The organism is Acidovorax sp. DW039 (genome assembly GCF_037101375.1).
Classification (GTDB): domain Bacteria; phylum Pseudomonadota; class Gammaproteobacteria; order Burkholderiales; family Burkholderiaceae_C; genus Acidovorax.
Genome location: NZ_AP029019.1, coordinates 2,113,462 through 2,136,418, shown reverse-complemented (window position 1 = coordinate 2,136,418; position 22,957 = coordinate 2,113,462). Strand labels below are relative to the sequence as shown.

23 protein-coding genes are annotated in these 22,957 nt (G+C 61.5%); 15 read left to right on the top strand and 8 right to left on the bottom strand.

Annotation, left to right across the window (positions count from 1 at the left end; all coding sequences use genetic code 11):
* Positions 1–161: 161 nt before the first annotated feature.
* A complete protein-coding gene (gene ylqF / locus AACH87_RS09525; RefSeq protein ID WP_338798577.1) occupies positions 162–1,136 on the bottom strand; it encodes a ribosome biogenesis GTPase YlqF in 975 nt (324 codons plus the stop codon).
* A gap of 138 nt (positions 1,137–1,274) precedes the next feature.
* Between ylqF and AACH87_RS09520 the strand changes: the two genes are divergently transcribed.
* Positions 1,275–1,529 (top strand): hypothetical protein, encoded by a 255-nt coding sequence (locus AACH87_RS09520; RefSeq protein WP_338798576.1) that lies wholly within the window; start codon positions 1,275–1,277, stop codon positions 1,527–1,529.
* Complete coding sequence (locus AACH87_RS09515) at positions 1,526–1,816, top strand: oxidoreductase-like domain-containing protein (RefSeq protein WP_338798575.1); 291 nt, start codon at positions 1,526–1,528, stop codon at positions 1,814–1,816. Before AACH87_RS09520 ends, AACH87_RS09515 begins: the two co-directional genes overlap by 4 nt.
* A 118-nt stretch (positions 1,817–1,934) precedes the next feature.
* Here AACH87_RS09515 and gshA read toward each other — a convergent pair whose 3' ends face one another.
* Entirely contained in the window at positions 1,935–3,458 is a 1,524-nt protein-coding gene (gshA, locus tag AACH87_RS09510; protein WP_338798574.1) for a glutamate--cysteine ligase, read from the bottom strand.
* Between the two features lie 174 nt (positions 3,459–3,632).
* Entirely contained in the window at positions 3,633–4,538 is a 906-nt protein-coding gene (locus AACH87_RS09505; RefSeq protein ID WP_338798904.1) for an SDR family NAD(P)-dependent oxidoreductase, read from the bottom strand.
* Positions 4,539–5,175: 637 nt separating this feature from the next.
* On the opposite strand from AACH87_RS09505, the gene AACH87_RS09500 reads away from it, so the two are divergent.
* From AACH87_RS09500 to tolA, 10 genes are all read left to right on the top strand, one after another.
* Positions 5,176–5,802, top strand: coding sequence for a DUF938 domain-containing protein (locus tag AACH87_RS09500; RefSeq protein ID WP_338798573.1), 627 nt, complete (start codon positions 5,176–5,178; stop codon positions 5,800–5,802).
* A gap of 47 nt (positions 5,803–5,849) precedes the next feature.
* On the top strand, positions 5,850–6,140 hold the full coding sequence (locus AACH87_RS09495) for a 2Fe-2S iron-sulfur cluster-binding protein (protein WP_338798572.1): 291 nt from the start codon (positions 5,850–5,852) through the stop codon (positions 6,138–6,140).
* Between the two features lie 323 nt (positions 6,141–6,463).
* The gene (gene ribBA, locus AACH87_RS09490) at positions 6,464–7,585 is read left to right on the top strand and encodes a bifunctional 3,4-dihydroxy-2-butanone-4-phosphate synthase/GTP cyclohydrolase II (RefSeq protein WP_338798571.1); all 1,122 of its coding nucleotides are present in this window, start codon (positions 6,464–6,466) and stop codon (positions 7,583–7,585) included.
* A 2-nt stretch (positions 7,586–7,587) separates the two neighbouring features.
* Entirely contained in the window at positions 7,588–8,052 is a 465-nt protein-coding gene (gene ribH / locus AACH87_RS09485) for a 6,7-dimethyl-8-ribityllumazine synthase (RefSeq protein ID WP_338798570.1), read from the top strand.
* Entirely contained in the window at positions 8,049–8,615 is a 567-nt protein-coding gene (gene nusB / locus AACH87_RS09480) for a transcription antitermination factor NusB (RefSeq protein ID WP_338798569.1), read from the top strand. Before ribH ends, nusB begins: the two co-directional genes overlap by 4 nt.
* Positions 8,616–8,789: 174 nt before the next feature.
* Complete coding sequence (locus tag AACH87_RS09475; protein WP_338798568.1) at positions 8,790–9,974, top strand: pyridoxal phosphate-dependent aminotransferase; 1,185 nt, start codon at positions 8,790–8,792, stop codon at positions 9,972–9,974.
* Between the two features lie 19 nt (positions 9,975–9,993).
* Entirely contained in the window at positions 9,994–10,410 is a 417-nt protein-coding gene (ybgC, locus tag AACH87_RS09470; protein ID WP_338798567.1) for a tol-pal system-associated acyl-CoA thioesterase, read from the top strand.
* Complete coding sequence (gene tolQ, locus AACH87_RS09465; protein WP_338798566.1) at positions 10,407–11,111, top strand: protein TolQ; 705 nt, start codon at positions 10,407–10,409, stop codon at positions 11,109–11,111. The genes ybgC and tolQ overlap by 4 nt, the downstream gene beginning before the upstream one ends.
* 9 nt (positions 11,112–11,120) lie before the next feature.
* The gene (locus AACH87_RS09460; RefSeq protein WP_338798564.1) at positions 11,121–11,543 is read left to right on the top strand and encodes a biopolymer transporter ExbD; all 423 of its coding nucleotides are present in this window, start codon (positions 11,121–11,123) and stop codon (positions 11,541–11,543) included.
* Positions 11,544–11,567: 24 nt separating this feature from the next.
* Positions 11,568–12,629, top strand: coding sequence for a cell envelope integrity protein TolA (gene tolA, locus AACH87_RS09455; RefSeq protein WP_338798563.1), 1,062 nt, complete (start codon positions 11,568–11,570; stop codon positions 12,627–12,629).
* Positions 12,630–12,834: 205 nt separating this feature from the next.
* On the opposite strand, the gene AACH87_RS09450 is transcribed toward tolA, so the two are convergent.
* The 5 genes from AACH87_RS09450 to AACH87_RS09430 form a co-directional block, all read right to left on the bottom strand.
* Positions 12,835–15,381: an ankyrin repeat domain-containing protein gene (locus tag AACH87_RS09450; RefSeq protein ID WP_338798562.1), complete on the bottom strand. Its 2,547-nt coding sequence runs from the start codon at positions 15,379–15,381 to the stop codon at positions 12,835–12,837.
* 154 nt (positions 15,382–15,535) lie between these two features.
* Positions 15,536–18,127, bottom strand: a complete 2,592-nt coding sequence (acnB, locus tag AACH87_RS09445; RefSeq protein ID WP_338798561.1) for a bifunctional aconitate hydratase 2/2-methylisocitrate dehydratase — start codon at positions 18,125–18,127, stop codon at positions 15,536–15,538.
* A gap of 80 nt (positions 18,128–18,207) precedes the next feature.
* On the bottom strand, positions 18,208–18,843 hold the full coding sequence (locus AACH87_RS09440; protein WP_338798559.1) for a hypothetical protein: 636 nt from the start codon (positions 18,841–18,843) through the stop codon (positions 18,208–18,210).
* Positions 18,844–18,862: 19 nt separating this feature from the next.
* Complete coding sequence (locus AACH87_RS09435) at positions 18,863–19,906, bottom strand: aldolase/citrate lyase family protein (RefSeq protein WP_338798557.1); 1,044 nt, start codon at positions 19,904–19,906, stop codon at positions 18,863–18,865.
* A gap of 50 nt (positions 19,907–19,956) precedes the next feature.
* A complete protein-coding gene (locus AACH87_RS09430; RefSeq protein ID WP_338798556.1) occupies positions 19,957–20,943 on the bottom strand; it encodes a malate dehydrogenase in 987 nt (328 codons plus the stop codon).
* 214 nt (positions 20,944–21,157) lie between these two features.
* Between AACH87_RS09430 and AACH87_RS09425 the strand changes: the two genes are divergently transcribed.
* From AACH87_RS09425 to sdhD, 3 genes are all read left to right on the top strand, one after another.
* Entirely contained in the window at positions 21,158–21,946 is a 789-nt protein-coding gene (locus AACH87_RS09425) for a GntR family transcriptional regulator (RefSeq protein WP_338798555.1), read from the top strand.
* Positions 21,947–22,081: 135 nt separating this feature from the next.
* A complete protein-coding gene (gene sdhC / locus AACH87_RS09420) occupies positions 22,082–22,516 on the top strand; it encodes a succinate dehydrogenase, cytochrome b556 subunit (RefSeq protein ID WP_338798554.1) in 435 nt (144 codons plus the stop codon).
* Between the two features lie 67 nt (positions 22,517–22,583).
* Positions 22,584–22,949, top strand: a complete 366-nt coding sequence (gene sdhD, locus AACH87_RS09415; RefSeq protein ID WP_338798553.1) for a succinate dehydrogenase, hydrophobic membrane anchor protein — start codon at positions 22,584–22,586, stop codon at positions 22,947–22,949.
* The last annotated feature ends 8 nt before the right edge of the window (positions 22,950–22,957 follow it).

Below are 22,957 nucleotides of genomic sequence, written 5' to 3'. Positions count from 1 at the left end.
GGACAGTCTCCCAGACAGCTGCAGCGATAGCGCGCATCCTAACCCCGGACTTGCCCTTTCGCAGGGGAGGTAAAACGCGGAGAGCGCCGCCCATCGCAGCGCTTGCGCAAGGCATTGCCCGCCCAGGCGTGCTCAGCCCTTAGAGGCTGATCGCTATGAGATCAGCCTTCTGCCGGATCACCCGATTGCGGATCACGGCGGCCTGTGCCCTTGCCCCGGGCTTTGGCGCGTGCCTCTTTCTTGGCGGCGCGTGCGGCATCTTGTGCCAGCCCTGCGGCCAGCCACACCTCAAACTGCGCGGGCGTCTCCAGCGTGATGCGGCCCAGCGTTGCAGTGCGGAAGTCGGTCATCACAATCTCGGCCGCCTTTTGCAGGTTGACGCGGCCTCCGCTCATCATGGCTCCGCGCTTGCGGCCAATGGCTTCGAGCAGTTCGTCGTCCTGCATGGCGGCAATGTCGGCTGCGGGTATGCCCAGCTTGTAGCGGGCCTCCAGCAAAGGGGCGTAGTGGCCCTGCAGGCGGCGCAGCAGCTCCAGCGCCACCAGCTCTTCGTCGTAGGCATTGCGGCCCACGGCGCCGCTGGCGGCCAGGTTGTAGCCACTCTCAGGCACGATGATGCGGGGCCAGAGCATGCCGGGGGTGTCCCACAGGTAAAAGTCGTCGGCCAGCGTGATGCGCTGCTCCAGCTTGGTGATACCGGCTTCGTCGCCCGTTTTGGCCTGGCGCTTGTTGGAGAGGGTGTTGATGAGGGTGGACTTGCCCACATTGGGCACGCCGCAGATCAGCACCCGCATCGGCTTGGCCATGCCGCCCCGGTTGGGGGCCAGCAGGTGGCACGCGTCGATGAGCTTGCGGGCTGGTGCGGGGTCTGACGCATCCAGCGGCACGGCGCGGGTTTCGCTCTGGCCGTTGTACCAGTCCAGCCACAGCGCGGTGCGCTCGGGGTCGGCCACATCCTGCTTGTTCAGCACCTTGAGCTTGGGCTTGTGGTCCGTCATTTCGGCCAGCAAGGGGTTGGCGCTGGAGCCAGGCAGGCGGGCATCCAGCACCTCTATCACCACATCAATGTCTTTGACACGCTCGGTGATGGCTTTTCGGGTCAGGTGCATGTGACCGGGGAACCACTGGATGGACATGCGATGGCTTCTTTCTTCTGTTCGTTCAATTCATCAATACCGGGGCCGGGCATTCCTTGCACGGGCAAGAGGACTCAGCCCGCCCTTGCGCCCAAGGATAATCGCGCCCGGCGTTCTCTTTTTCTGTCCAGACTCTCCATGCCCCCTCGCACCCCCACCCCGCCCACACCCCAAGCCCCCAGCAAGGCCGACAAGGAACTCCTGTTCAAGGGCGTGACCTGTGCACTGATCGGGCTGGTGATTGTGCTGGCCCCTTACATCGCCCGCTCAGGCAGCGTGCGCGAGCTGATGGCCCAGGCCACTGCAGTGGGCTGGTTTGCCCTGGTGCTGGGCGCAGCCTTTGTGGCGCAGTACGTGGTGCGGCGCATTCGCGCAGGAGCCCACAGGCAATGACCCCCTGCAGCCCTGCCACGGGTGTGCAGACGGCAACGACACCGCTAGCCATACCGCCAGATGCATCGCACGCCTGGGACACCACCCCGGCCAGCGACGGCGCCACAGCGCAGGCCATGTTTGCATCGCTGCAAGACCGTGCGCAGGCACGGGATGTGAGCTTGCGAACGCCACCACCGCTGCCCACCACCTGCTGCGGCAGGGGCTGCAATGGTTGCGTGTGGGAATGCTTTCTGGAAGCGGCGGAGTACTGGCGGCAGGAGGCGCTGTTGATGCTGGAGGTTTGAAAACCTCACGCATCAAGAAAATGCCTCTAGCGCACCCCCCACCAGCGCAAGCAGCTACGCTTTCAATAGCAAAGAGCGGAGCGTTGGAGGCTGCAGACGGGCGCTGCTGGCCTGCGCTTTACCCGAGCCCTTCCACCGCCATGTACTGCTCACGCCAGGTTTCAAACGGCAGGGTGTCTGCAGCCTCAATCGCTTTCTGGGCGGCGATGGACTCCTCACTCATCGCCGCATAGCGGGCCTGCTGGTCCGCCGTCCATGGCAGGGCCAGCAAGGCATCACGCGCTGCGGCGGACTGGTGGAAGGCAAAGGCTTCGAAGTTGCTGCCATGCTGCTGCACCATGGCCTGCAGCACGCGGGCCGAGGGGGTGGTATCCGGGGTTTGCAGCAAGCTACGGGCCTCGCGCAGGGCTGCGCTGTAGTCGCCACAGCCATGGGTGGCGTCCAGCGACGCAGCCAGCGGCTCGCAAGCGGCCAGCACTTCATCACCCCACTGCACCAAGGGCACCGCCTGGCCCTGGCGCTGCAGCAGCAGGCCGGGTTCGCGGCCACGCTCGGCTGTCAGGTGCTGGTTGTGTTTGAGTTCTGCAATCTCGTCCGGAGTGTCTGGCGGGCTGTCGGACAGCAGACAGTGCAGCAGAAACACGTCCAGCAGGCGCATGGTGGGGGCCGTGATGCCTACGGGCACGAACGGGTCCAGGTCCATCAGGCGCACTTCAACATACTCCACCCCGCGCTCGCGCAGCGCATGCAAAGGGCGTTCGCCCGTGCGCACGGTGCGCTTGGGACGGATGGTGCCGTAGAACTCGTTTTCGATCTGCAGCAGGCTGGTGCCCAGCTGGTTGTAGTCGCCACCCGGGTTGCGCACACCCACCTGTTCGTAGGCCGGATAGGGCTTGGTCAGCGCCTCGTGCAACGAATTGGCATAGCCCTGCAGACCGTTGTAGCTGACCGCCAGGGTCGCCTGCGCATCGCTTTGGTAACCCAGCCGCCCCATGCGCAGCGACGTGGCATGCGGCAAATACAGCGCGTTTTCACCCAGCTGCTGCAGGCGGTGGTCGCGCCCCTGCACAAAGCACGGGCACAGCGCGGGCGATGCACCAAACAGGTACAGCAGGACAAAGGCGTGGCGGCGGAAGTTGCGGATCAGCGAGAAATACTGCTCGCTGCTCACACCGGGCAGCGACCAGTTGTAGTGAATGCCCGAGATGGTCTGCATGCGGCGGCCATAACGGTGGCCCAGGCCCATGCGGTACACGCTCTTGGCCCGCCCCACGTTGGAGCCGCCATAGCGCGCCAGCGGAATCGTCTCATCGGTGGGCAGCCCGCAAGGCATGCTGGATGCCCACAGCAGCTCGCCGCCGCTGTCCCGCAGCGTGCGCTGCACAAACTGGTGTACTTCGGTCAGTTCATCCAGGCACTGCTGCACGCCCAGATGCGCCCCGGTGATCAACTCCAGTTGCGATTCGCTGTAGTCAGTGGTGATGAGGGGGTGCGTGAGCGCGGAGCCCAGGGCCTTGGGATGGGGGGTGAGCGCCAGCCCCCCGGTGGGCTGCACGCGCAGGCCCTCTTTTTCCACCCCGCGGCGAATGCCGCGCAGGGAATCGGTAGGGAGGGCGTTCAGTCTGTCCTGCAGTTTGCTCATATCGTTATACCGGTCGGTCTTCTCGTTGGCCCGGAACTTAGCACGGCAAGCGCTCCTGCGCCCAAACCCGGCGCAAGTCCTTGCTGTCAAACGGCTGAAAAAACTGCGGTGCACACACAGCGGCAAGCTGTGGTTACGCGCCCTCTCCTGCTCTCTTATCGTCTATCCATCCTCTCAGCGGCGTGCCATTGCCTTGGCAACCTCACTGGTGCCTTGTGCAGCACCGCTTTGCGGCACCTGCTCGCCCGTGCGATCGGTCACCTCGGCCAGGCGGGCCGCCAGTTGCTCGGGTACGGTGTCGCCCATGCCGAGGTGAATGCCTTGCGTGAGCGTGATGTGGGCCGCTTCAAACGAGCCCGCACCGGCACACAGAATGGTGCGTGTGGGGGCGGATTCGTGCGCCAGCACCAGCATGGCGGGTACCACGGCTTCGGGCTTGAGGGCGTCCAGCACCTCCTGGGGCATCAGCCCTTCGGTCATGCGTGTGGCTGCGGTGGGGGCCAAGGCATTGACGTGGATGTTGTGCTTGGCCCCTTCCAGCGCCAGCGTCTGCATCAGGCCCACCTGGGCCAGCTTGGCTGCGCCGTAGTTGCTTTGTCCAAAATTGCCATAGAGGCCTGTGGATGATGTGGTCATCACGATGCGCCCGTACTGCTGGGCCACCATGTGCGGCCACACCGCCTTGCAGCAGTAGGCCGCGCCCAGCAGGTGCACATCCACCACCAGGCGGAAGTCATCCATGCTCATCTTGGCAAAGGTCTTGTCGCGCAGGATGCCCGCGTTGTTGACCAGGATGTCCACCCGGCCCCATGCATCCATAGCCTGTTGCACCATGGCCTCAACCGCAGCCGGGTCGGTCACCGACGCAGCGTTGGCCAATGCCTCACCGCCTGCGGCGCGGATTTCATCCACCACCTTCTGCGCTGCGCCTGCCGTGCCCCCGCTGCCATCCACGGCCCCGCCCAGATCATTGACGAGCACCTTGGCACCCCGCGCGGCCAGGGCCAGCGCATGCTGACGCCCCAGGCCGCCACCCGCCCCCGTCACGATAGCTACACGGCCCTTGAATTCGATATCCACCATGGATGAGTCTCCTGCGTCGCAAAAATAGGTTGAGGGAATTGCCATGCCATGAACAGGTCAGGACGGCTGCGCGGTGCACTGTACGGCAATCGCTGATCGGCACCCGTTGCACAGGGGACAGGCGTGCGGGTTATCCCTGATGAGGCTGAACAACCATGTGGATAAGTGTGGAGAAGTCTTGTATGGGAACGCTAAGTGCTTGATTTCATTACATACCGTTTCTGATGCCTATTTTTTAAGCAACCCATGAATGAGAAATATCCACTTGTCCCAGTCTGCGCTGGACAAAGCTGTGAATAAGTTTGGACAAGTCCTGTACAGAGCACCTAACCCATTGATTTCATTCAATCTTCTACGAAACGCTCAAAATTTAGGCAAAACATCTCCCGGCAAAAACTCAGCCGCAGACGCTTGGTTATCCCAAACTTGGCGGGACAATTTTGTGGATAACCTCGGATAAGTGCTGTATGGCTGTCGTAAGTGATTGATTTACAAGGCAGTCGCCTGCATTGCATATTTTTTAAGCAAACCAAGTTTTCCACATGCCCAGCCAGGCATAACCCTGGCGATATCGTTATCACTTCACTTTTGATAGCATCCTGCGCTCTACTGACAAGCGCCAGCCCCATTTTTTATGTCCACCTCTCCCCTGGCCCACAGCCCAGCCGCCGAGCGCAACCAAGGGCCTATCCTGAGCGTGCTGCAAACCGTGCTGGGCACCACCGGTAATGCCCTGGAAATTGCCAGTGGAACGGGCCAGCACGCCGCGCATTTCAGCGCCGCACTGCCCGGCTGGCGCTGGCAACCCACCGACCTGACCGATGCCCTGTTCGCCTCCATCCAAGGCTGGTGCAAGCAGACTGGCGCAGTGCAGGTGCAGCCGCCCTTGCGGCTGGACGTGACACAGCCGCAGTGGCCCAGTGAGGGGCCACCGTTCACCGCGCCGTTTGACCTGATCTACTGCGCCAACATGATCCACATTGCGCCCTGGGAATGCTGCACCGCGCTGATGCAAGGCGCGGCGCGCCACCTCACGCCCGATGGACTGCTGGTGACCTATGGCCCTTATCTGGAAAAAGACGTGCACACGGCCCCCGGAAACCTGGCCTTTGACGCCAGCCTGCGCGCCCAAGACAGCCAGTGGGGCATACGCGCACTGGAAGACGTGGCCCAGGAAGCCCACGCCGCAGGGCTGCAGCTTGCGCAGCGGCACGCCATGCCTGCCAACAATCTGTTGCTGGTGTGGAAGCGACGGCGCTGAACTCGGCACGTCCCCTCAGCACTTCAATACCTTTCCTGCACCTCGCCATGACACAACAGATTCCCTTTTTCACAGCCCGCATCGAGCCGGACGGCACCCAGTGCGACGCATGGCCCGAGCAACCCCTGCTGGTCTCCATGGAGCAAGGGGGCATCGACTGGCCCAGCTCGTGCCGCAATGGCACCTGCCGCACCTGCATCGGCCAACTGGTGGAAGGCCGGGTGCGCTATGAGGTCGAATGGCCCGGCCTGAGCGCCGAGGAAAAGGCCGAAGGCTGTGTTCTGCCCTGCGTGGCTTACCCCGAGTCGGACGTGGTTCTGCAGGGCAGTGCTATCTGAACGGGCCATTCAAGCCCCGCTGCCATGGGTGTTGCAGACCGTGGAAGCACGAACCCGATGCAGAGCGCACAGGCGAAGTCTTGCATCACCGGTCACATGGACTGCGGGCATTGAGGCATTGATCCAGCACATGCCGACTTGCCTCTGGGCTGAACTAAAATACGCAGCTTTGCGAGAGCCCGAACGCCAGGACTCTTGCGCTGCGGCAGCGCCGCACAGCATGTTCTTTGGGTGGCCAGCGGTTCCAGGTGGCCGCGGGCCCATGAGGGCGTGTGGTTCAGCGCTGCACAACCCTGCTGTGGCCCTAACGAAAGCCCTCTCCCATGAACACCCCCCTGACCCCTGTGCCCATCTCGCCGGTGGAAGACATCGTGGCCGACATGCGCGCCGGGCGCATCGTCATCCTGGTGGACGAAGAAGACCGTGAAAACGAAGGCGATCTTGTCCTCGCCGCCGACCACGTCACCCCCGAAGCCATCAACTTCATGGCCCGCTTTGGCCGTGGCCTCATCTGCCTGACCCTGACCCGCGAGCGCTGCGAGTTCCTGAAGCTCCCACCCATGGCGGCACGCAACGGCACGGTGTACAGCACCGCGTTTACGGTCTCCATTGAAGCGGCTGAAGGCGTGACCACAGGCATCTCTGCCGCAGACCGCGCACGCACGGTGCAAGTAGCGGTGGACCGCCACAGCAAACCCACAGACCTGGTCCAGCCCGGCCACATCTTCCCGCTCCAAGCGGTGGATGGCGGGGTGTTGATGCGCGCAGGGCACACCGAAGCCGGTTGCGATCTGGCCGCCATGGCGGGCTGCAGCCCAGCCTCGGTCATCTGCGAGATCATGAAGGACGACGGCACCATGGCCCGCCTGCCCGATCTGCAACTGTTTGCTGCAGAGCATGGTCTGAAGATCGGCACCATTGCCGACCTGATCGAGTACCGCAGCCGCAACGAATCGCTGGTAGAGAAAGTGGGCAGCCGCCCGCTGACCACGGCCTACGGCACCTTCACCGCCCACGCTTTCCGCGACAAGCCCAGCCAGGCCGTGCATCTGGCCCTGGTGATGGGCGAGTGGGCCGCTGACGACGTCGTGCCCGTGCGGGTGCACGAGCCCCTGTCGGTGTTTGATGCCCTGGAGGTCAACCGCTCCATGCACTCATGGGGGCTGGACACCAGCCTGCAGTACCTGGCCAAGCAAGGCAAGGGTGTGGCCGTGCTGCTCAACTGCGGCGAAAACGCAGCGCAACTGCTGGCCCAGTTTGAAGGCACAGCACGCGCATCACAGGCCCCCGAGCGCGGCCGCATGGACCTGCGCACTTACGGCGTGGGCGCACAGATCCTGCGCGATTGCGGCGTACAGAAAATGGCCCTCATGGGCCAGCCCCGCCGCATGCCCAGCATGACTGGCTACGGTCTCGAAATCACAGGCTTCATCCCCAAGGAATAAACATGTTTGGCGCAGAAAAAGGAACCGCGGACAGGCTGGACGGCAAGAAGCTGCACATCGGCATCGTGCAGGCCCGCTTCAACGAGAGCATCACCAACACGCTGGCAGCAGCCTGCCTGGCAGAGCTGAAGGCCCTGGGTGTGCAGGAAAAGAACATCACCCATGTGCAGGTCCCCGGTGCGCTGGAAGTGCCCGTGGCGCTGCAAGCCATGGCTGAGAGCGATAACTTCGATGCCTTGATTGCCCTGGGCTGCATCATCCGCGGCGAAACCTACCACTTCGAACTGGTGGCCAACGAATCCGGCGCGGGCGTGACCCGCCTTTCGCTGGACTATCAGATCCCTATCGCCAACGCGATCATCACCACCGAAAACATGGAACAGGCCATCGCCCGCCAGACCGAAAAAGGCACCGATGCAGCCCGCGTAGCGGTGGAGATGGCCAACCTGCTGGACGACCTGTCATGACCGAAACCACACCTCCGTCCAAAACCCGCCCTCCTCGCCAGCCCCGCACGGGCCTCAAAGCCAACGGCACCCGCAAGGCGGCCTCCAAGTCCAACCGCAGCCGCGCGCGCGAGTTTGCGCTGCAGGCGCTGTACCAGCACATCGTTGGCCGCAACGATGCGGCGGCGATTGATGCATTCACCCGTGATCTGGCGGGCTTTCACAAGGCCGACTCTGCGCACTACGACGCGGTGCTGCATGGGTGCATCAACACCGCAGAAGATCTGGACGCGCTGATCACCCCCTTGCTGGACCGCAAGCTGGGCGAGATCTCGCCCATTGAGCGCGCGTGCATGTGGATCGGTGTGTATGAGTTCATGCACTGCATGGATGTGCCATGGCGTGTGGTCCTCAACGAGTGCATCGAGCTTGCCAAGGAGTTTGGTGGCACCGATGGTCACAAGTACGTGAACGCCGTGCTCAATGGCCTGGCACCCCGACTGCGCGCCGCGGAGGTGGCGGCAGACAAGGCCGGTGGCAAGCCTCAGGCAGATACAGGCCCTGCATCCGGCAACGAAGCCTGACTGACTGACAACCAGGCCCCACGGGCCACTTGATTGCTCACCAGAGGAAGCCGACCACCCATGCGGTGGAAGGCACAAGCGCTCAGGTCCCGCCTGCTCGCAGTAGCTCTGCATGGACTTGCTCTCCCTCTCGGTCCACTCCCCCGCCGCGATGCGGCTACAGGATTCCCCAGCATGAAGTTCTCCAGCCGCGCCGAGCGCATTGAACCGTTTTACGTGATGGAGGTGGCCAAGGCTGCCCAGGCTTTGGCCCGAGAGGTGGCGGGCAGCCGCGAGCCCATGATCTTCCTGAACATTGGCGAGCCAGACTTCACTGCCCCGCCGCTGGTGCAAGAGGCTGCAGCCAAAGCCGTGCGCGACGGAGCCACGCAGTACACCAACGCGCTGGGGCTGGACGCCCTGCGCGAGCGCATCAGCGGCTGGTACCAAAGCCGCTTTGGCGTGGATGTGCCCGCGCGCCGCATCGTGGTCACTGCCGGTGCGTCTGCGGCACTGCACCTGGCGTGCCTCGCGCTGATAGAGCGCGGCGACGAAATCCTGATGCCCGACCCGAGCTATCCCTGCAACCGCCATTTTGTCAGCGCAGCAGAAGGCCGGGCCGTGCTGGTACCCACCACGGCCGCAGAACGCTACCAACTCAGCGCTGACAAGGTACGCGCTGCGTGGACTGACAAGACCCGGGGGGTGCTGCTGGCTTCCCCGTCCAACCCCACGGGCACCTCCATCGCCCCGGGTGAGCTGCGCCGCATCCACGACGTGGTGCAAGCCCACGGCGGCGTGACGATGATTGACGAGATCTACCTGGGCTTGTCGTACGAAGAAGAGTTTGGGCACACGGCCCTGGCCATCGACGACCACATCATCAGCATCAACAGCTTCAGCAAGTACTTCAACATGACAGGCTGGCGCCTGGGCTGGATGGTGGTGCCCGAGGCGATGGTGCCGGTAGTGGAGCGGCTGGCCCAGAACCTTTTCATCTGCGCAAGCACCGTGTCCCAACTCGCGGCACTGGCATGTTTTGAGGCGGAGAGCATTGCCGAATACGAGCGCCGCCGCGCCGAGTTCAAGGCACGGCGCGACTTCTTCATCCCCGCACTGCAGTCCATGGGGCTGCAGGTTCCGGTGATGCCCGATGGCGCTTTCTACGCCTGGGCTGATTGCACGGAGGCAGCCCAGCGCTTGGGCGTGCAAGGCAGCTGGGACCTGGCTTTTGAAGTCATGCGCCGCGCCCACGTAGCTGTGACACCAGGCCGTGACTTCGGCAGCTTTGAGCCTGAGCGGTTTGTGCGTTTCTCCACGGCCAACTCCATGGAACAATTGCGGGAGTCGGTAGCGCGCCTTCGCAAGTTGCTGGCCTGACCCGCACCGGAGAGTCAGCATGGCCTTTGAGTTTCCCATCCGCGTGTACTGGGAAGACACCGATGCTGGCGGCATCGTGTTCTACGCCAACTACCTGAAGTTCTTTGAGCGAGCACGGACCGAATGGCTGCGCTCGCTGGGCATCGGGCAGCACAGGTTGCGGGAACAAACCGGCGGGATGTTTGTCGTAACCGATGCGCAGTTGCGCTACCTGCGGCCCGCACGGCTGGACGACGAACTGATTGTTACCGCCAGCCTGCAAGACAAGGGCCGCGCATCCCTGACAATAATGCAGCAAGCGCTCCTGAAACCAGAGCACATGACCGAAGCCAAGCCCACGTTGCTGAGCGAAGGCACCATCCGCATCGGCTGGGTGGACGCCGCAACGATGCGCCCCGCAAGAATACCGAGCACCCTTCTGGAACAACTTTCATGAACCATCAAAACATGTCCATCTTGAACCTGGTGTTGCAGGCCAGCTGGGTGGTGCAACTGGTGATGTTGCTGCTGCTCACCGTCTCTATTGCCAGCTGGGCAGCCATCTTCCGCAAGCTGTTCGCACTCAAGCGGGTGAAGTCGCTCAACGAGGATTTCGAGCGGGATTTCTGGTCTGGCACCAGCCTGAATGACCTGTTTGCCAGCGCCGCACAGAACGCCAAGAACGCAGGTCCTATGGAGCGGATTTTTGCCAGCGGCATGCGCGAATACCAGAAGCTGCGCGAGCGCCGCATCACCGACCCGGGCACCCTGCTGGACGGTGCCCGCCGTGCCATGCGGGCGAGCTTTCAGCGCGAAATGGATGTGGTGGAGTCCAGCCTCTCCTTCCTCGCCTCGGTCGGCTCGGTCTCTCCTTATGTGGGCCTGTTCGGTACGGTGTGGGGCATCATGCATGCCTTTACCGGCTTCGCGGGCATGGAGCAGATCACCCTGGCCACGGTCGCCCCGGGCATTGCCGAGGCCTTGGTGGCCACAGCCATCGGCCTGTTTTCCGCCATCCCGGCGGTGATTGCCTACAACCGCTTTGCACGCGACATTGACCGCGTGGCGACGCATCTGGAGACCTTCATTGAAGAGTTCTCCAACATCCTGCAGCGCAATCTGGGCGCACAGCCTTCGCACTCGGCCTCTGGCCATTAAGGAGCCCGCATGCCCGCCATGGCGTCCCGCGGCCGAGGCCGCCGCACCATCAACGAAATCAACATGGTGCCCTTCATCGACGTGATGCTGGTGCTGCTGATCATCTTCATGGTGACGGCTCCCATGCTCACGCCGGGGATGATCGACGTGCCCAGCGTGGGCAAAGGCAAGAATGTCCCCAAAGTGGTGGCCCAGGTCATCGTGAACAAGGACGGAACGCTGGAACTGAAAACACCGGATGCCACGCGTACCGTCACCCAGCGCGAGGTGGGCGATGCGGCCCTGCGCTGGCAAAAAGACCAGAGCAAGGACACGGCAGTGATCATCACCGCCGACAAGGGCGTGCAATACGAAGCCGTGGTGAAAGCCATGGATGCCTTGCAAAAGGCCGGTGTCCAACGCGTGGGTCTCTCCGTCAAACAGGGCGGCTGAACCCGCTGCGCTACCAGGCCATCCATGCACGCTCACGACGAACGCGACCAGTTTTCTCCGCCCCAGCCGCCCGGCCGCATGCGCGCCGTGGCGCTGGCTGTGCTGGTACACGCGGCATTGATTGCGGCCCTTACCATGGGCGTGAACTGGACTACGACGGCAGACCAGCCCGCCGTGGAGGCGGAGCTTTGGTCTGCAGTGCCTCAGCAAGCAGCCCCTGCAGAGGTTGCGCCGCCTCCGCCACCCACGACTCCTACACCCGCGGAGCCCCCTCCTCCTCCGGTGGCAGTAGTGCCGCCGCCCCCACCTCCTCCGCCACCCCCGCCTCGGGCGCAGGAAAAGCCTGACACGCGCGAAGCGGATATCGCCATCGAGCGAGAGAAAAAGCGGCTGGAACAGGAAAAGCGTGAGCGCGCCGAACAACAGGAGCGCGAGAAGCGCGAACGTGAGCGCCGAGAAAAGCTGGAGGCTGAAAAGAAAGAACGCCTGGAGCAGGAGCGCAAGGAGCGCCTGCAAAAGGAAAAAGAGCGCGAAAAGGAACGCGAGCTGAAAGAAAAGCAGGCAGCTGAGCAAAAGCGTGCCGAGCAGAAAAAGCAGGCTGATGAGAAGCGCCGCGCCGAGGAGGCCGAGGCCAAGCGCAAGGCAGAGGCTGAAGCAGACGCCAAACGCAAAGCAGAGGCCGATGCCAAGCGCCGCGCCGATGCCCAGGCCAAGGAAATCGCAGCCCAACGCGAAGCCAATCTCAAACGCCTGCAGGGACTGGCCGGTGCGACGGGCGGCGAAAACGCTACCGGCAAGGACAAGGTTTCATCGGGCCCCTCGGGCAGCTATGGCGGCAAAGTGGCGGCCAAGGTCAAGCCTAACATCGTATACCCCGACGCAATCTCAGGCAACCCGCGCGCGGTGGTGGAAGTGCGAGCAGCCCCCGATGGAACCATCGTGGGCAAGAAGCTGATCCAGTCCAGCGGTAACAAGGCGTGGGACGACGCGGTGCTGCGTGCACTGGACAAGACAGAAACACTGCCGCGCGATGTGGACGGAAGGGTTCCCTCGTCTCTGGAAATCGGTTTCCGCCCGCAGGACTGAGCCACGCCACAGCCCGCCCCCAGCTCTGGCGTGAAGGGCTCTCTGCGGGAATACAGGCGACAGCGCAGCATTTGCCGATGCAGGCCCGGCAGTGCTGCGCCCACCAGATTTCGCCAAATTCGCCTGTAGCGCTTATGAATAAAGCGCAAGCAGCTACAAATTCAATAGCACACCAATCAAGGTATGGCCCCGTGCTGCCAGACAGTCAAGGCCATGGAGGGCGATGCCCGAGTAGCCACTGCTCTACATCCGCCTGTTTCCGAAAGCGCGCCCAATCCAGCACGTTTTTGCCCTGGGAGTCACACGCCCACAGGTCGACACCCTCGCGCTGCAGCCACTCCAGCACTGTCAGCTGGCCTTTGGATGCTGCCAGCATGGCAGGGGTCTCACCACGGCTTGCAAGTGCAGGCTCTGACAGGCTTTGGCCATGTGCCTTCAGCCATGCCAAACAGGGCACGCAGCCGCTTTGCGCGGCCATGTGCACCGGCCCCCAATCCCACCGGTTGTGCGCCTGAAGACTCGCCCCGGCTTTCACCAGACGTTGCGCCACCTCCAGATGCCCGCCATAAAAGGCTCGCAGCAGCGCAGTGTCTCCCCGCTCGCTGTCTTTCAAAGACTGACGCAGATCCACCTGCGCCCCCGCCGTCAGCAACAACTCCACATGCGCCATTTGCCCCCGGTGTGCAGCAAGCATCAACATGGAAGAGCCAGTGTCGGCAAGCAAATCGGGGTTGGCGCCGTCCCGCAGAGCGTGCCCCAGAGCCACTGGATCATGTGCGTTCTGCGCATCAAGCAGGCGTGCATCGGCGGCTGACCACACGCGAGCACTGGAACCGGCACGGAGTGGCTCTGGAGCCTTGCCCCAGCGCAAGGGATGAGGTCCATAAGCAAAAACTCCTGCCGCGACGAGGAGCAGCAGACAGCCCCAACCAGGGCGCACGTAAGAAGCGGGCAGTATCCGCTCTACCCCTGGTGAAAATGCCCCTTGGCGATCTCGCCAGGCGCGCGCCAGCGCATGGCCCACAGCCTGTGCAGACTCCGCCCCGGGCAGTCCGGGGGTCAGGCGCAGCAAAGCACCTGCTGCGTCCTTGGCATACACGGCGTGGTAAGCCTGCTCGGATGTCCCGCTGCCACTGGTGAAGAACAGCTTATGAACCAGGGCTTGGCTGGCGTCACCAGGTAGCAGCGCAGTGCTCTTCCATAACCATGAACAGCGCAGAACCACGATACCGTCATCCTGCACCCGCAAGAGCCAGCGGCGCGTAGCAGCATGCAGCGCCCAGGCCATCAAAGTGCAGGTAAAGAGGATGCTCCCCAAGGTATGAGGCCAAGCCACGACGCCACCCTGCAGGCGGTCATTGGCCCACCACTCCGCCATCAGCAAGAGCAAAGCGAATGCAGCCGACCAGCGCCAGTGGGTTTGAGAAAATTCCAGCGACCATGCTTCGCGCCCCTCGTTCAGCACGACCCCCGGGGGCAAAAAGAGTGGATGGGGCGAGCGCTCTTGCGGCTGCGATGCCGCGTCTGCAAAGGCATCAGGCAACGTTATCGGCGTTGCTTGTGTCCACTTCGCGCGCCGATCAAAGCGATCTTCCACAGGTGAAGATGAAGCCCAGGAGACCACTGCAGCTTGCACCGGCAGGCCATACGCCAACTCCAACCGACGGGCGTGCCATAACTCCACACGCCAATCCACACGCTCGCCGCCGCGCTTTGCGCCGTCGGCCGGTGCGTCATCAGGCAGGGTAAAGCGAGCCACCAGGCGCAAGCCGCCATCGGCCTGGGGGTACCGACGGGTCTCCGCATCCAACATTTCCACCGCTCGTTCAGGGGAGCCTGAAGCAGACTCGTCCACGCGGTAATGAACCAGGCGCAGTTGCAGGGTTTCCGCAAAATCCGGGTGCTCTTGGCGCGCAGCCCGTGGAGGCAGCAACAGAGTGATTTCCACGGGGTGGCCTGCCTTGGGCCGGGCGGGCAGCGCTGTCATGCCAAGCCCGTGGTAGAGCCATACCTTGCGCGACTGCTGGGCTGCGGCCCACACAAGCCCCAGACCGATCAAGATGAACACGCTGATGAAGGCCTTGCCCCACCAGGGTGCGTAGGCGTCAGACCAGAGCAACGCCGCCATGGGGAAAGAAATGCCACACCAGAACAGACTGAAGAACCACAGCCCCAGATGGCCCTTTGCAATCGAACTGACGGGTTGAACGTCTTCCGCAGGAGCCGCCCTCCCTATCAGGAGCCTCAGAAACATGACCCCGGCCACCAGCCCGATCGGCGTAAAAACCAGTGCAAAGGGCAAGCGCAAGGTTAGCAGCAGCCAGCGGATGGAGGGGTCCAGCAACGCCTGTTCTGGTGCTTGCGGATTGACCCAGGCGGTCACGGGCTGGCTCTGCTGCTGCGCTTGCAGCAGGGTACGGTACCAGCGCTCCTGCCAGTCTCCAATGTTGTCAGCGCCCCCTTTGGCGTCCAACCCAATCCTCTGCCCTTCGTATGGCTTGCCAGCGTATTCATAGCGATAACGGGTCAACGCCTGATAAGTGGTGCCTCCCTCGCTGTCCGCCATTTTGCGAAGCTGGGCATCCAGCACCTGTGCTGGCGCGGGCTGCCAGCCACGCACGGACCAGGCCGTGTAGAGGGTCTCCGCCAACGGCCGCAAACCAGCCCAATAGCCTCCCCCGATAAAAAGCACGGCAAACACTGCGCTGAAGACCAGCACCACGCCCCGGCCCAGCATCGAACTTTGACTCATTGCTCATCCCTCCTTCTTTTTGTTGTTGTGGATCGTTGTTATGACTGGGAGCATAGTGACGGATTGATGTCAGTTGCATGACAAATCCATCCAGGCAAAAAAAACGGCCCCGAAGGGCCGTTTCGTGTTGCGCAAAAGGTGCGCTCGTTCAGGCTCAGGCCGTCACGGTTTTGGCAGTTTCTGCGTACTCTTCGATCTGGTCGAAGTTCATGTAGCGGTACACACTCGCCTTGTCGCTATCAATCACGCCCATAGCGGCAAGGTACTCTTCCTTGGTAGGCAGCTTGCCCAGCTTGGAAGCGATGGCGGCCAGCTCCGCAGAGCCCAGGAACACGTTGGTGTTCTTGCCCAGGCGGTTGGGGAAGTTGCGGGTGGAAGTCGAGATCACCGTCGCACCTTCTCGCACCTGGGCCTGGTTACCCATGCACAGCGAGCAGCCGGGCATTTCGGTACGGGCACCGGCGGTGCCAAACGCAGAGTAGTGGCCTTCCTTGATCAGTTCGGACTGGTCCATCTTGGTGGGAGGTGCCACCCACATCTTGACGGGGATGTCGCGCTGGCCACCCAGCAGCTTGGCTGCGGCACGGAAGTGACCAATGTTGGTCATGCACGAACCAATGAACGACTCGTCGATCTTGGTGCCCGCCACTTCAGACAGGAACTTGGCATCGTCAGGATCGTTAGGGCAGCACACGATGGGCTCTGTGATGTCGGCCAGATCGATCTCGATGACGGCAGCGTATTCGGCATCCTTGTCTGCTTCCAGCAGGTTGGGGTTGGCCAGCCATGCTTCCACCTTTTCGATGCGGCGCTGCAGAGTGCGCGCGTCCTGGTAGCCATCAGCAATCATGTTCTTCATCAGCACCACGTTGCTGGTGAGGTATTCCTTGATGGGCTCTGGGTTGAGCTTGATGGTGCAACCGGCTGCAGAACGCTCGGCGGAAGCGTCAGACAGCTCAAACGCCTGCTCCACCTTCAGGTCTGGCAGGCCCTCGATCTCCAGGATACGACCCGAGAAGATGTTCTTCTTGCCAGCCTTGGCCACAGTCAGCAGACCCGCCTTGATCGCGTACAGCGGAATGGCATGCACCAGATCACGCAAGGTGACGCCGGGCTGCATCTCGCCCTTGAAACGCACCAGCACCGACTCGGGCATGTCCAGAGGCATGACCCCTGTAGCTGCGCCGAAGGCCACCAGGCCCGAGCCTGCGGGGAAGGAAATACCGATGGGGAAGCGTGTGTGAGAGTCACCACCAGTACCCACAGTGTCGGGCAGCAGCAGGCGGTTGAGCCAGCTGTGGATCACACCATCACCAGGACGCAGCGAGACGCCACCGCGGTTGCTGATGAATGTGGGCAATTCGCGATGGGTCTTCACGTCCACTGGCTTGGGATACGCAGCTGTATGGCAGAAGGACTGCATGACCAGATCGGCGGAGAAGCCCAGGCAAGCCAGGTCTTTCAGCTCATCGCGCGTCATGGGGCCCGTGGTGTCTTGCGAGCCCACAGTCGTCATCTTGGGTTCGCAGTACGTACCGGGGCGCACGCCCTGACCTTCTGGCAGGCCCACAGCGCGACCCACCATCTTCTGGGCCAGTGTGAAGCCCGCCTTCGATGCCGCGGGAGCGGAAGGCAGACGGAACAGGGTGGATGCGGTCAGACCCAGGAATTCGCGGGCCTTGGATGTGAGCGAACGGCCGATGATCAGGTTGATACGGCCACCAGCGCGCACTTCATCAAACAGCACGTCGCTCTTGAGCTTGAACTCGGCAACGGTTTCGCCGTTTTTCACAATCTTGCCGTCGTAAGGCAGGATGTCCACGACATCGCCCATCTCCAGCTTAGAGACATCGACCTCAATCGGCAGAGAACCAGAGTCTTCCTGTGTGTTGAAGAAGATGGGGGCAATCTTGCCGCCCAGGGTCACACCGCCGAAACGCTTGTTAGGCACAAAGGGGATGTCCTGGCCAGTTGCCCAGATTACGCTGTTGGTTGCGGACTTGCGGCTGGAACCTGTGCCGACCACATCACCCACATAGGCCACCAGATTGCCTTTTTTCTTCAGGTCTTCGATGAACTTGATGGGGCCGCGTTTACCGTCCTCTTCAGGCTTGAAGGCCGCATCGGGGCGGGTGTTCTTCAGCATGGCAAGGTAATGCAGCGGAATGTCTGGACGGCTCCAGGCATCGGGGGCGGGGGAAAGATCGTCTGTGTTGGTCTCGCCGGGCACCTTGAACACGGTCACGGTGATCTTCTTTTCCACTTCGGGGCGCGAAGTGAACCACTCGGCATCTGCCCAGCTCTTGATGACTTCCATCGCCTTGGCATTGCCAGCCTTGGCTTTGGCAGCCACGTCGTTGAAGAAATCGAACATCAGCAGGGTCTTTTTCAGACCTTCTGCAGCAACGCCAGCCACTTCTGCATCATCCAGCAGTTCAATCAGGGGGTGAACGTTATAGCCACCCACCATGGTGCCCAGCAGCTCAGTGGCCTTGGCTTTGGAAATCAGGCCTACCTGGATATCACCGTGGGCAACTGCCGCCAGAAAACTGGCCTTGACCTTTGCTGCATCATCCACGCCCGGGGGAACACGGTGGGTCAACAAATCCAGCAAAAAGGCTTCTTCGCCTGCGGGAGGATTCTTGATCAACTCGATCAGTTCTGCGACTTGCTTGGCTTCCAGCGGCAGCGGTGGGATACCCAAAGCTGCGCGCTCAGCAGCGTGTTCACGGTAGGCTTTCAACATGTTTTTCTCCGGTTGCGTTCTAAAGTGGGGCGAGAAACAGCCAGCCCGCTGGAGCGGGCATGCTGTATGTCAGCGCAGATTTATCGGCTGCCTTTGGGGGCTTCAAATACGCTGGGTGGCGGAGCCTTCTTGATGGCTTCAGCCACAACGTATTGCTCAGGGCTCATGCATTCATCGGCCATGCGCTGACCCAGCTTCTGGTTCATGAGCATGGATTTGTTGGCAATCTGCAGCCACACGGCACCGGCCTTCTGATCCTCCAGACGGACAGCGCCTGTGGTGGTGGCCACCGGGGTCATGCGGAACTTGAAGCCTTTGCCTTCGATGTTGAAGTGGCCGGGAGACGCAGGATCTGCGGTGACGTTGACTACAGCGCCCAGTTCGCAGGGAATACGGCCGACGTGCACGCGCTCCGCAATCGCCAACTCTTCAGGGGACAAGGCGGCTTCTGCGGCAATGATCCCTGTCGCTACCTGGTTGGCAGCGCTCTTGAGCTGCGTGCGGCTGCTGGTCTGCTGCGCTTTCGCAGTCGTTGTGGTTTTGGCAGGCGCTGCCGAGGCCTTGGCGGCGTTTGCATTACCGCTCTTGGTCGTGTTTGCGGGCTTGGCCTTCGCAGCGGTGTCCTGCTTGGAAACTGCAGGCTTGGCTTGGCTGTCTTGCGCCATCACCAGGGCAGGAGCCAGCAGCAAAAGAGCGGAGGCGATCAGGTTTTTCATGGGGTCATCCTGTCAAAGTTCAGGCGGGGGAAATAGTGGTCGACGCTTGTGCGTCAAACCAGTGGCTGACAGTGGGTGGCAACGCGACCCCGGTACGGAAGGCGCGCTCCAGCAACTGCCAGTAAAAACGGTAGCTGGCACGGTCATGCAATACACCATCATGGCTGATGGGTGCCCATTGCGCTGCATCTGCAGCCAGCAAAATATGTGCAGCTGTTTCTACCTCAGTCAGAGACGGCGCGAACGCGCGCAGGATGGGCAGAACCTGGGAGGGGTGAATGCTCCACATGCGGGTGTAGCCCAGCTCTTGCGCGGCGCGGGTGGCAGCGGCCTGCATGGCTGAAGCGTCGGTAAATTCCGTCACCACGCAGTGCGACGGCACCTTGCCATAGGCATGACAGGCTGCAGCGATGGCCAGTTTGGCCCGAACCACCAAGGGGTGAGAAAACTGCCCTTGGGAAGTCATGGCGCTTGCGGGTATGGCGCCGCCGTGGGCAGAAACGAAATCCATCAAGCCAAAGCTGATGCTTTTGACCCGAGGATGGGAGGCAATATCGAATGCCCGCTCTACAGCCAGGGGAGACTCGATGAGAACGTGCAAATCCAGATGTGACGCCCCGGCACGCTCCATGGCGCGCTCAGCTGCCAACACGTCGTCTAAGGACTCCACCTTCGGAACCATCACATGACAAAGCCTGTGCGCAGCCGTGCCCACAATGGTAGCTACGTCATTGAGAAATGCAGGATGCTCTACTGCATGCACACGGGCAGCTACTCGAGCGCCAGAAGGTGCATTGGCTGCAAGCTCACCCACAAGGCGAGCATGCTCTGCTTCCTTCCCTACCGGTGCACCGTCTTCGCAATCCAGAGTGACGTCGAGTACACAGGTCCCAAACTCCTGGGTCAGCTCAGCCTGCATCTGCAGACTTTTGCGCATGCGCGCCTCAACGCCACTGTAATGATCGCAAACAGGCAAAAAACCCGTCTGGGCTTGAGCTCCCAACAGGAGCGCGCGAGGGTGGGCCCGCACCAGACCAGCGCCAGCAGCTGGGGATGCCTGCATCGCAGGCGACTCTCGGTTAGCAATGGAAGGCACAGGACCCACTTGGACGATTACAGCAGGTGCTTGACGCCGTCTTGCTCGCCTTGCAGCTCAGCCAGCGTCTTGTTGATGCATTCTTGGCTGAATGCATCGATTTCCAGACCTTCAACGATCTTGTACTCACCGTTTTCGGTCGTGACAGGGAAGCCAAACACGATACCAGCAGGAATGCCGTACTCGCCATTGGAAGGCACGCCCATGGTGACCCATTCGCCCTTGGAGCCCAAGGCCCAGTCGCGCATGTGATCAATCGCTGCGTTGGCGGCAGATGCTGCAGAAGACAGGCCACGAGCAGCGATGATGGCTGCACCGCGCTTGCCAACTGTGGGCAGGAACACGTCCTTGTTCCAGGTCTGGTCGTTGATGGCGTCCTTGATGGACTTGCCGTCCACCGTGGCAAAGCGGTAGTCAGCGTACATCGTGGGAGAGTGGTTACCCCACACGGTCAGCTTCTTGATGTCACCCACCTTGAAACCACCCTTGGCGGCCAGTTGAGAGGCTGCGCGGTTGTGATCCAGGCGCAACATGGCCGTGAAATTCTTGGCTGGCAGGTCAGGTGCCGACTTCATTGCGATGTAGGCATTGGTGTTGGCAGGGTTACCCACAACCAGAACCTTCACGTTGCGCGAGGCCACTGCATTCAGCGCCTTGCCTTGGGCTGTGAAAATCTGAGCGTTAGCTGCAAGCAGATCAGCGCGCTCCATGCCTGGGCCGCGAGGACGGGCACCCACCAGCAGTGCATAGTCTGTGTCCTTGAATGCTTGCAGAGGATCGCTGTGGGCTTCGATACCAGCCAGCAGAGGGAAGGCGCAGTCTTCCAGCTCCATGATCACGCCCTTGAGTGCGTTCTGGGCCTTCTCGTCGGGGATTTCCAGCAATTGCAGGATGACTGGCTGATCCTTGCCCAGCATTTCGCCGGAGGCGATGCGGAACAGCAGTGCGTAACCGATTTGACCAGCAGCGCCGGTGACGGCGACACGGACAGGCTTCTTGCTCATGGTGAGAACTCCAGGGAAGTGACAAAAACAGGTAAAGGTGCAAACGCAAGCACCAGCGCCTGTTACCAGCAGCCCGTGCCCCGCAAACAGCCTTGGAGTTTACCCCTGTTTCAAGCCCTCGGTCAATTTGTCTTATGTCTTATATAAGATATGATTGGAGTACTGCAAGTTACATATTTCGCGTCTCAAAAATCCCATACGCAACAGGCAAACCATGTCTTCCCTGCCGCTCGCCGCCGACAATCCCGCTACGCCCCCTGGCAGCGCAGGCTTGTCCACGCCTGCATTCAGCCCGCTTTATCAGCAGATCAAGGGGCTGATCTTGCAAAGCCTGCAGCAAGGGGAATGGAAGCCCGGAGAGGCCATTCCCAGCGAAATGGAGTTGGCGGCGAGATTCAGAGTCAGCCAGGGCACGGTGCGCAAGGCGATCGACGAGTTGGCTGCCGAGAACTTGGTGATGCGAAGGCAGGGCAAAGGAACATTTGTTGCCACCCATGCCGAGCAGCACGTCCAGTACCGCTTCCTCAAACTTCTGCCCGATACCGGAGACGCGAGTGTAGAAGGCCCGGCACAGCGCACCATCATTGAATGTCGGCGGGTGCGCGCGAGCGCAGAGATCGCCCGCACGCTGGCACTGCGCACTGGCGATGCAGTCATGCAGGCGCGCCGTATCCTCGCATTTGCCGGCGTCCCCACCATCCTGGAAGACATCTGGCTACCCGGTCATGCATTCAAAGGCCTTACCAGTGAACGAATGGCCAGCTACCAGGGACCTACCTACGCCATGTTTGAGCTGGATTTCGGGGTGCGCATGGTACGGGCAGAAGAAAAAATAAAAGCGGTGCTCCCGGATGATGAACAAGCCACCCTCCTGAAAACTCACTCCAGCACACCACTGCTCAGCGTGGAGCGCATCGCCTTTACTTACAACGATGTTCCCATGGAGTTACGACGGGGCCTGTACCGTACAGATACGCACCACTACCGTAACGAGCTGAGCTGACAGCAAGCTGGCACCTGAGCGCAAAGATCAATAATTGAATCCGACACAAAACCGCGGTTGTTGCATTGCAATAGAATTTTGTGTTGTTTGCATCTTCCAATTACAGAGCAGTTACATCCACGAAAGCACTCAGTCATGACCGAACTAGCCAAAAAACGGCCTGAATTCCGCAACATCCATGCCATCAAGGATTTAACGACGTACCGACTGCCCCCAGCAGGCTGGGTTTCCATTCTGCACCGCGTCAGTGGCGTGATCATGTTCCTGCTGCTGCCATTCATCCTGTGGATGTTTGACACGTCTCTCTCATCTGAAATCTCTTTCGGGAAATTCAAGGCCGCCTTCAATGCAGGCCTGTTTTTCATCCCCGGCTGGTTCATCAAACTCGTGGCCCTGGCACTGATCTGGGCTTACCTGCACCACTTTGTGGCAGGCCTGCGCCACCTGATGATGGACATGAATCACGACGCAGTGACCAAGGAGTTCGGCAAGAGCTCTGCTGTGTTCACCCTGGTGGTCAGCATCTCGCTGGCTGTGGTTCTGGGCGCCAAGCTGTTTGGCCTGTACTGATTCAAACAAAACGGATGGTGTGAGCTGATCGGCCTGCCCCGTCCCCACGAGAAACAAGGAAACTGATATGTCCGTCAATTACGGTTCCAAGCGTACGGTGGTCGGCGCCCACTATGGCCTGCGCGACTGGCTGAGCCAGCGCGTGACTGCGGCCCTGATGGCCCTGTTCACAGTGATCGTGCTGGTCCAGCTGGTGGCCACCAAAGGCCCCATTGGCTACGACCTGTGGGCAGGAATCTTCTCCCAGCAATGGATGAAAGTCCTGACTTTCTCCGTGATCGTCGGTATGGCGTGGCACGTGTGGGTGGGTATCCGCGACGTGTTCATGGACTACATCAAACCCGTAGGCTTGCGTCTCGCCCTGCAAGTTTTCACGATTGTCTGGCTGGTCAGCTGCGCTGGCTGGGGTATCCAGGTTCTGTGGCGTCTCTGATTCCCGCT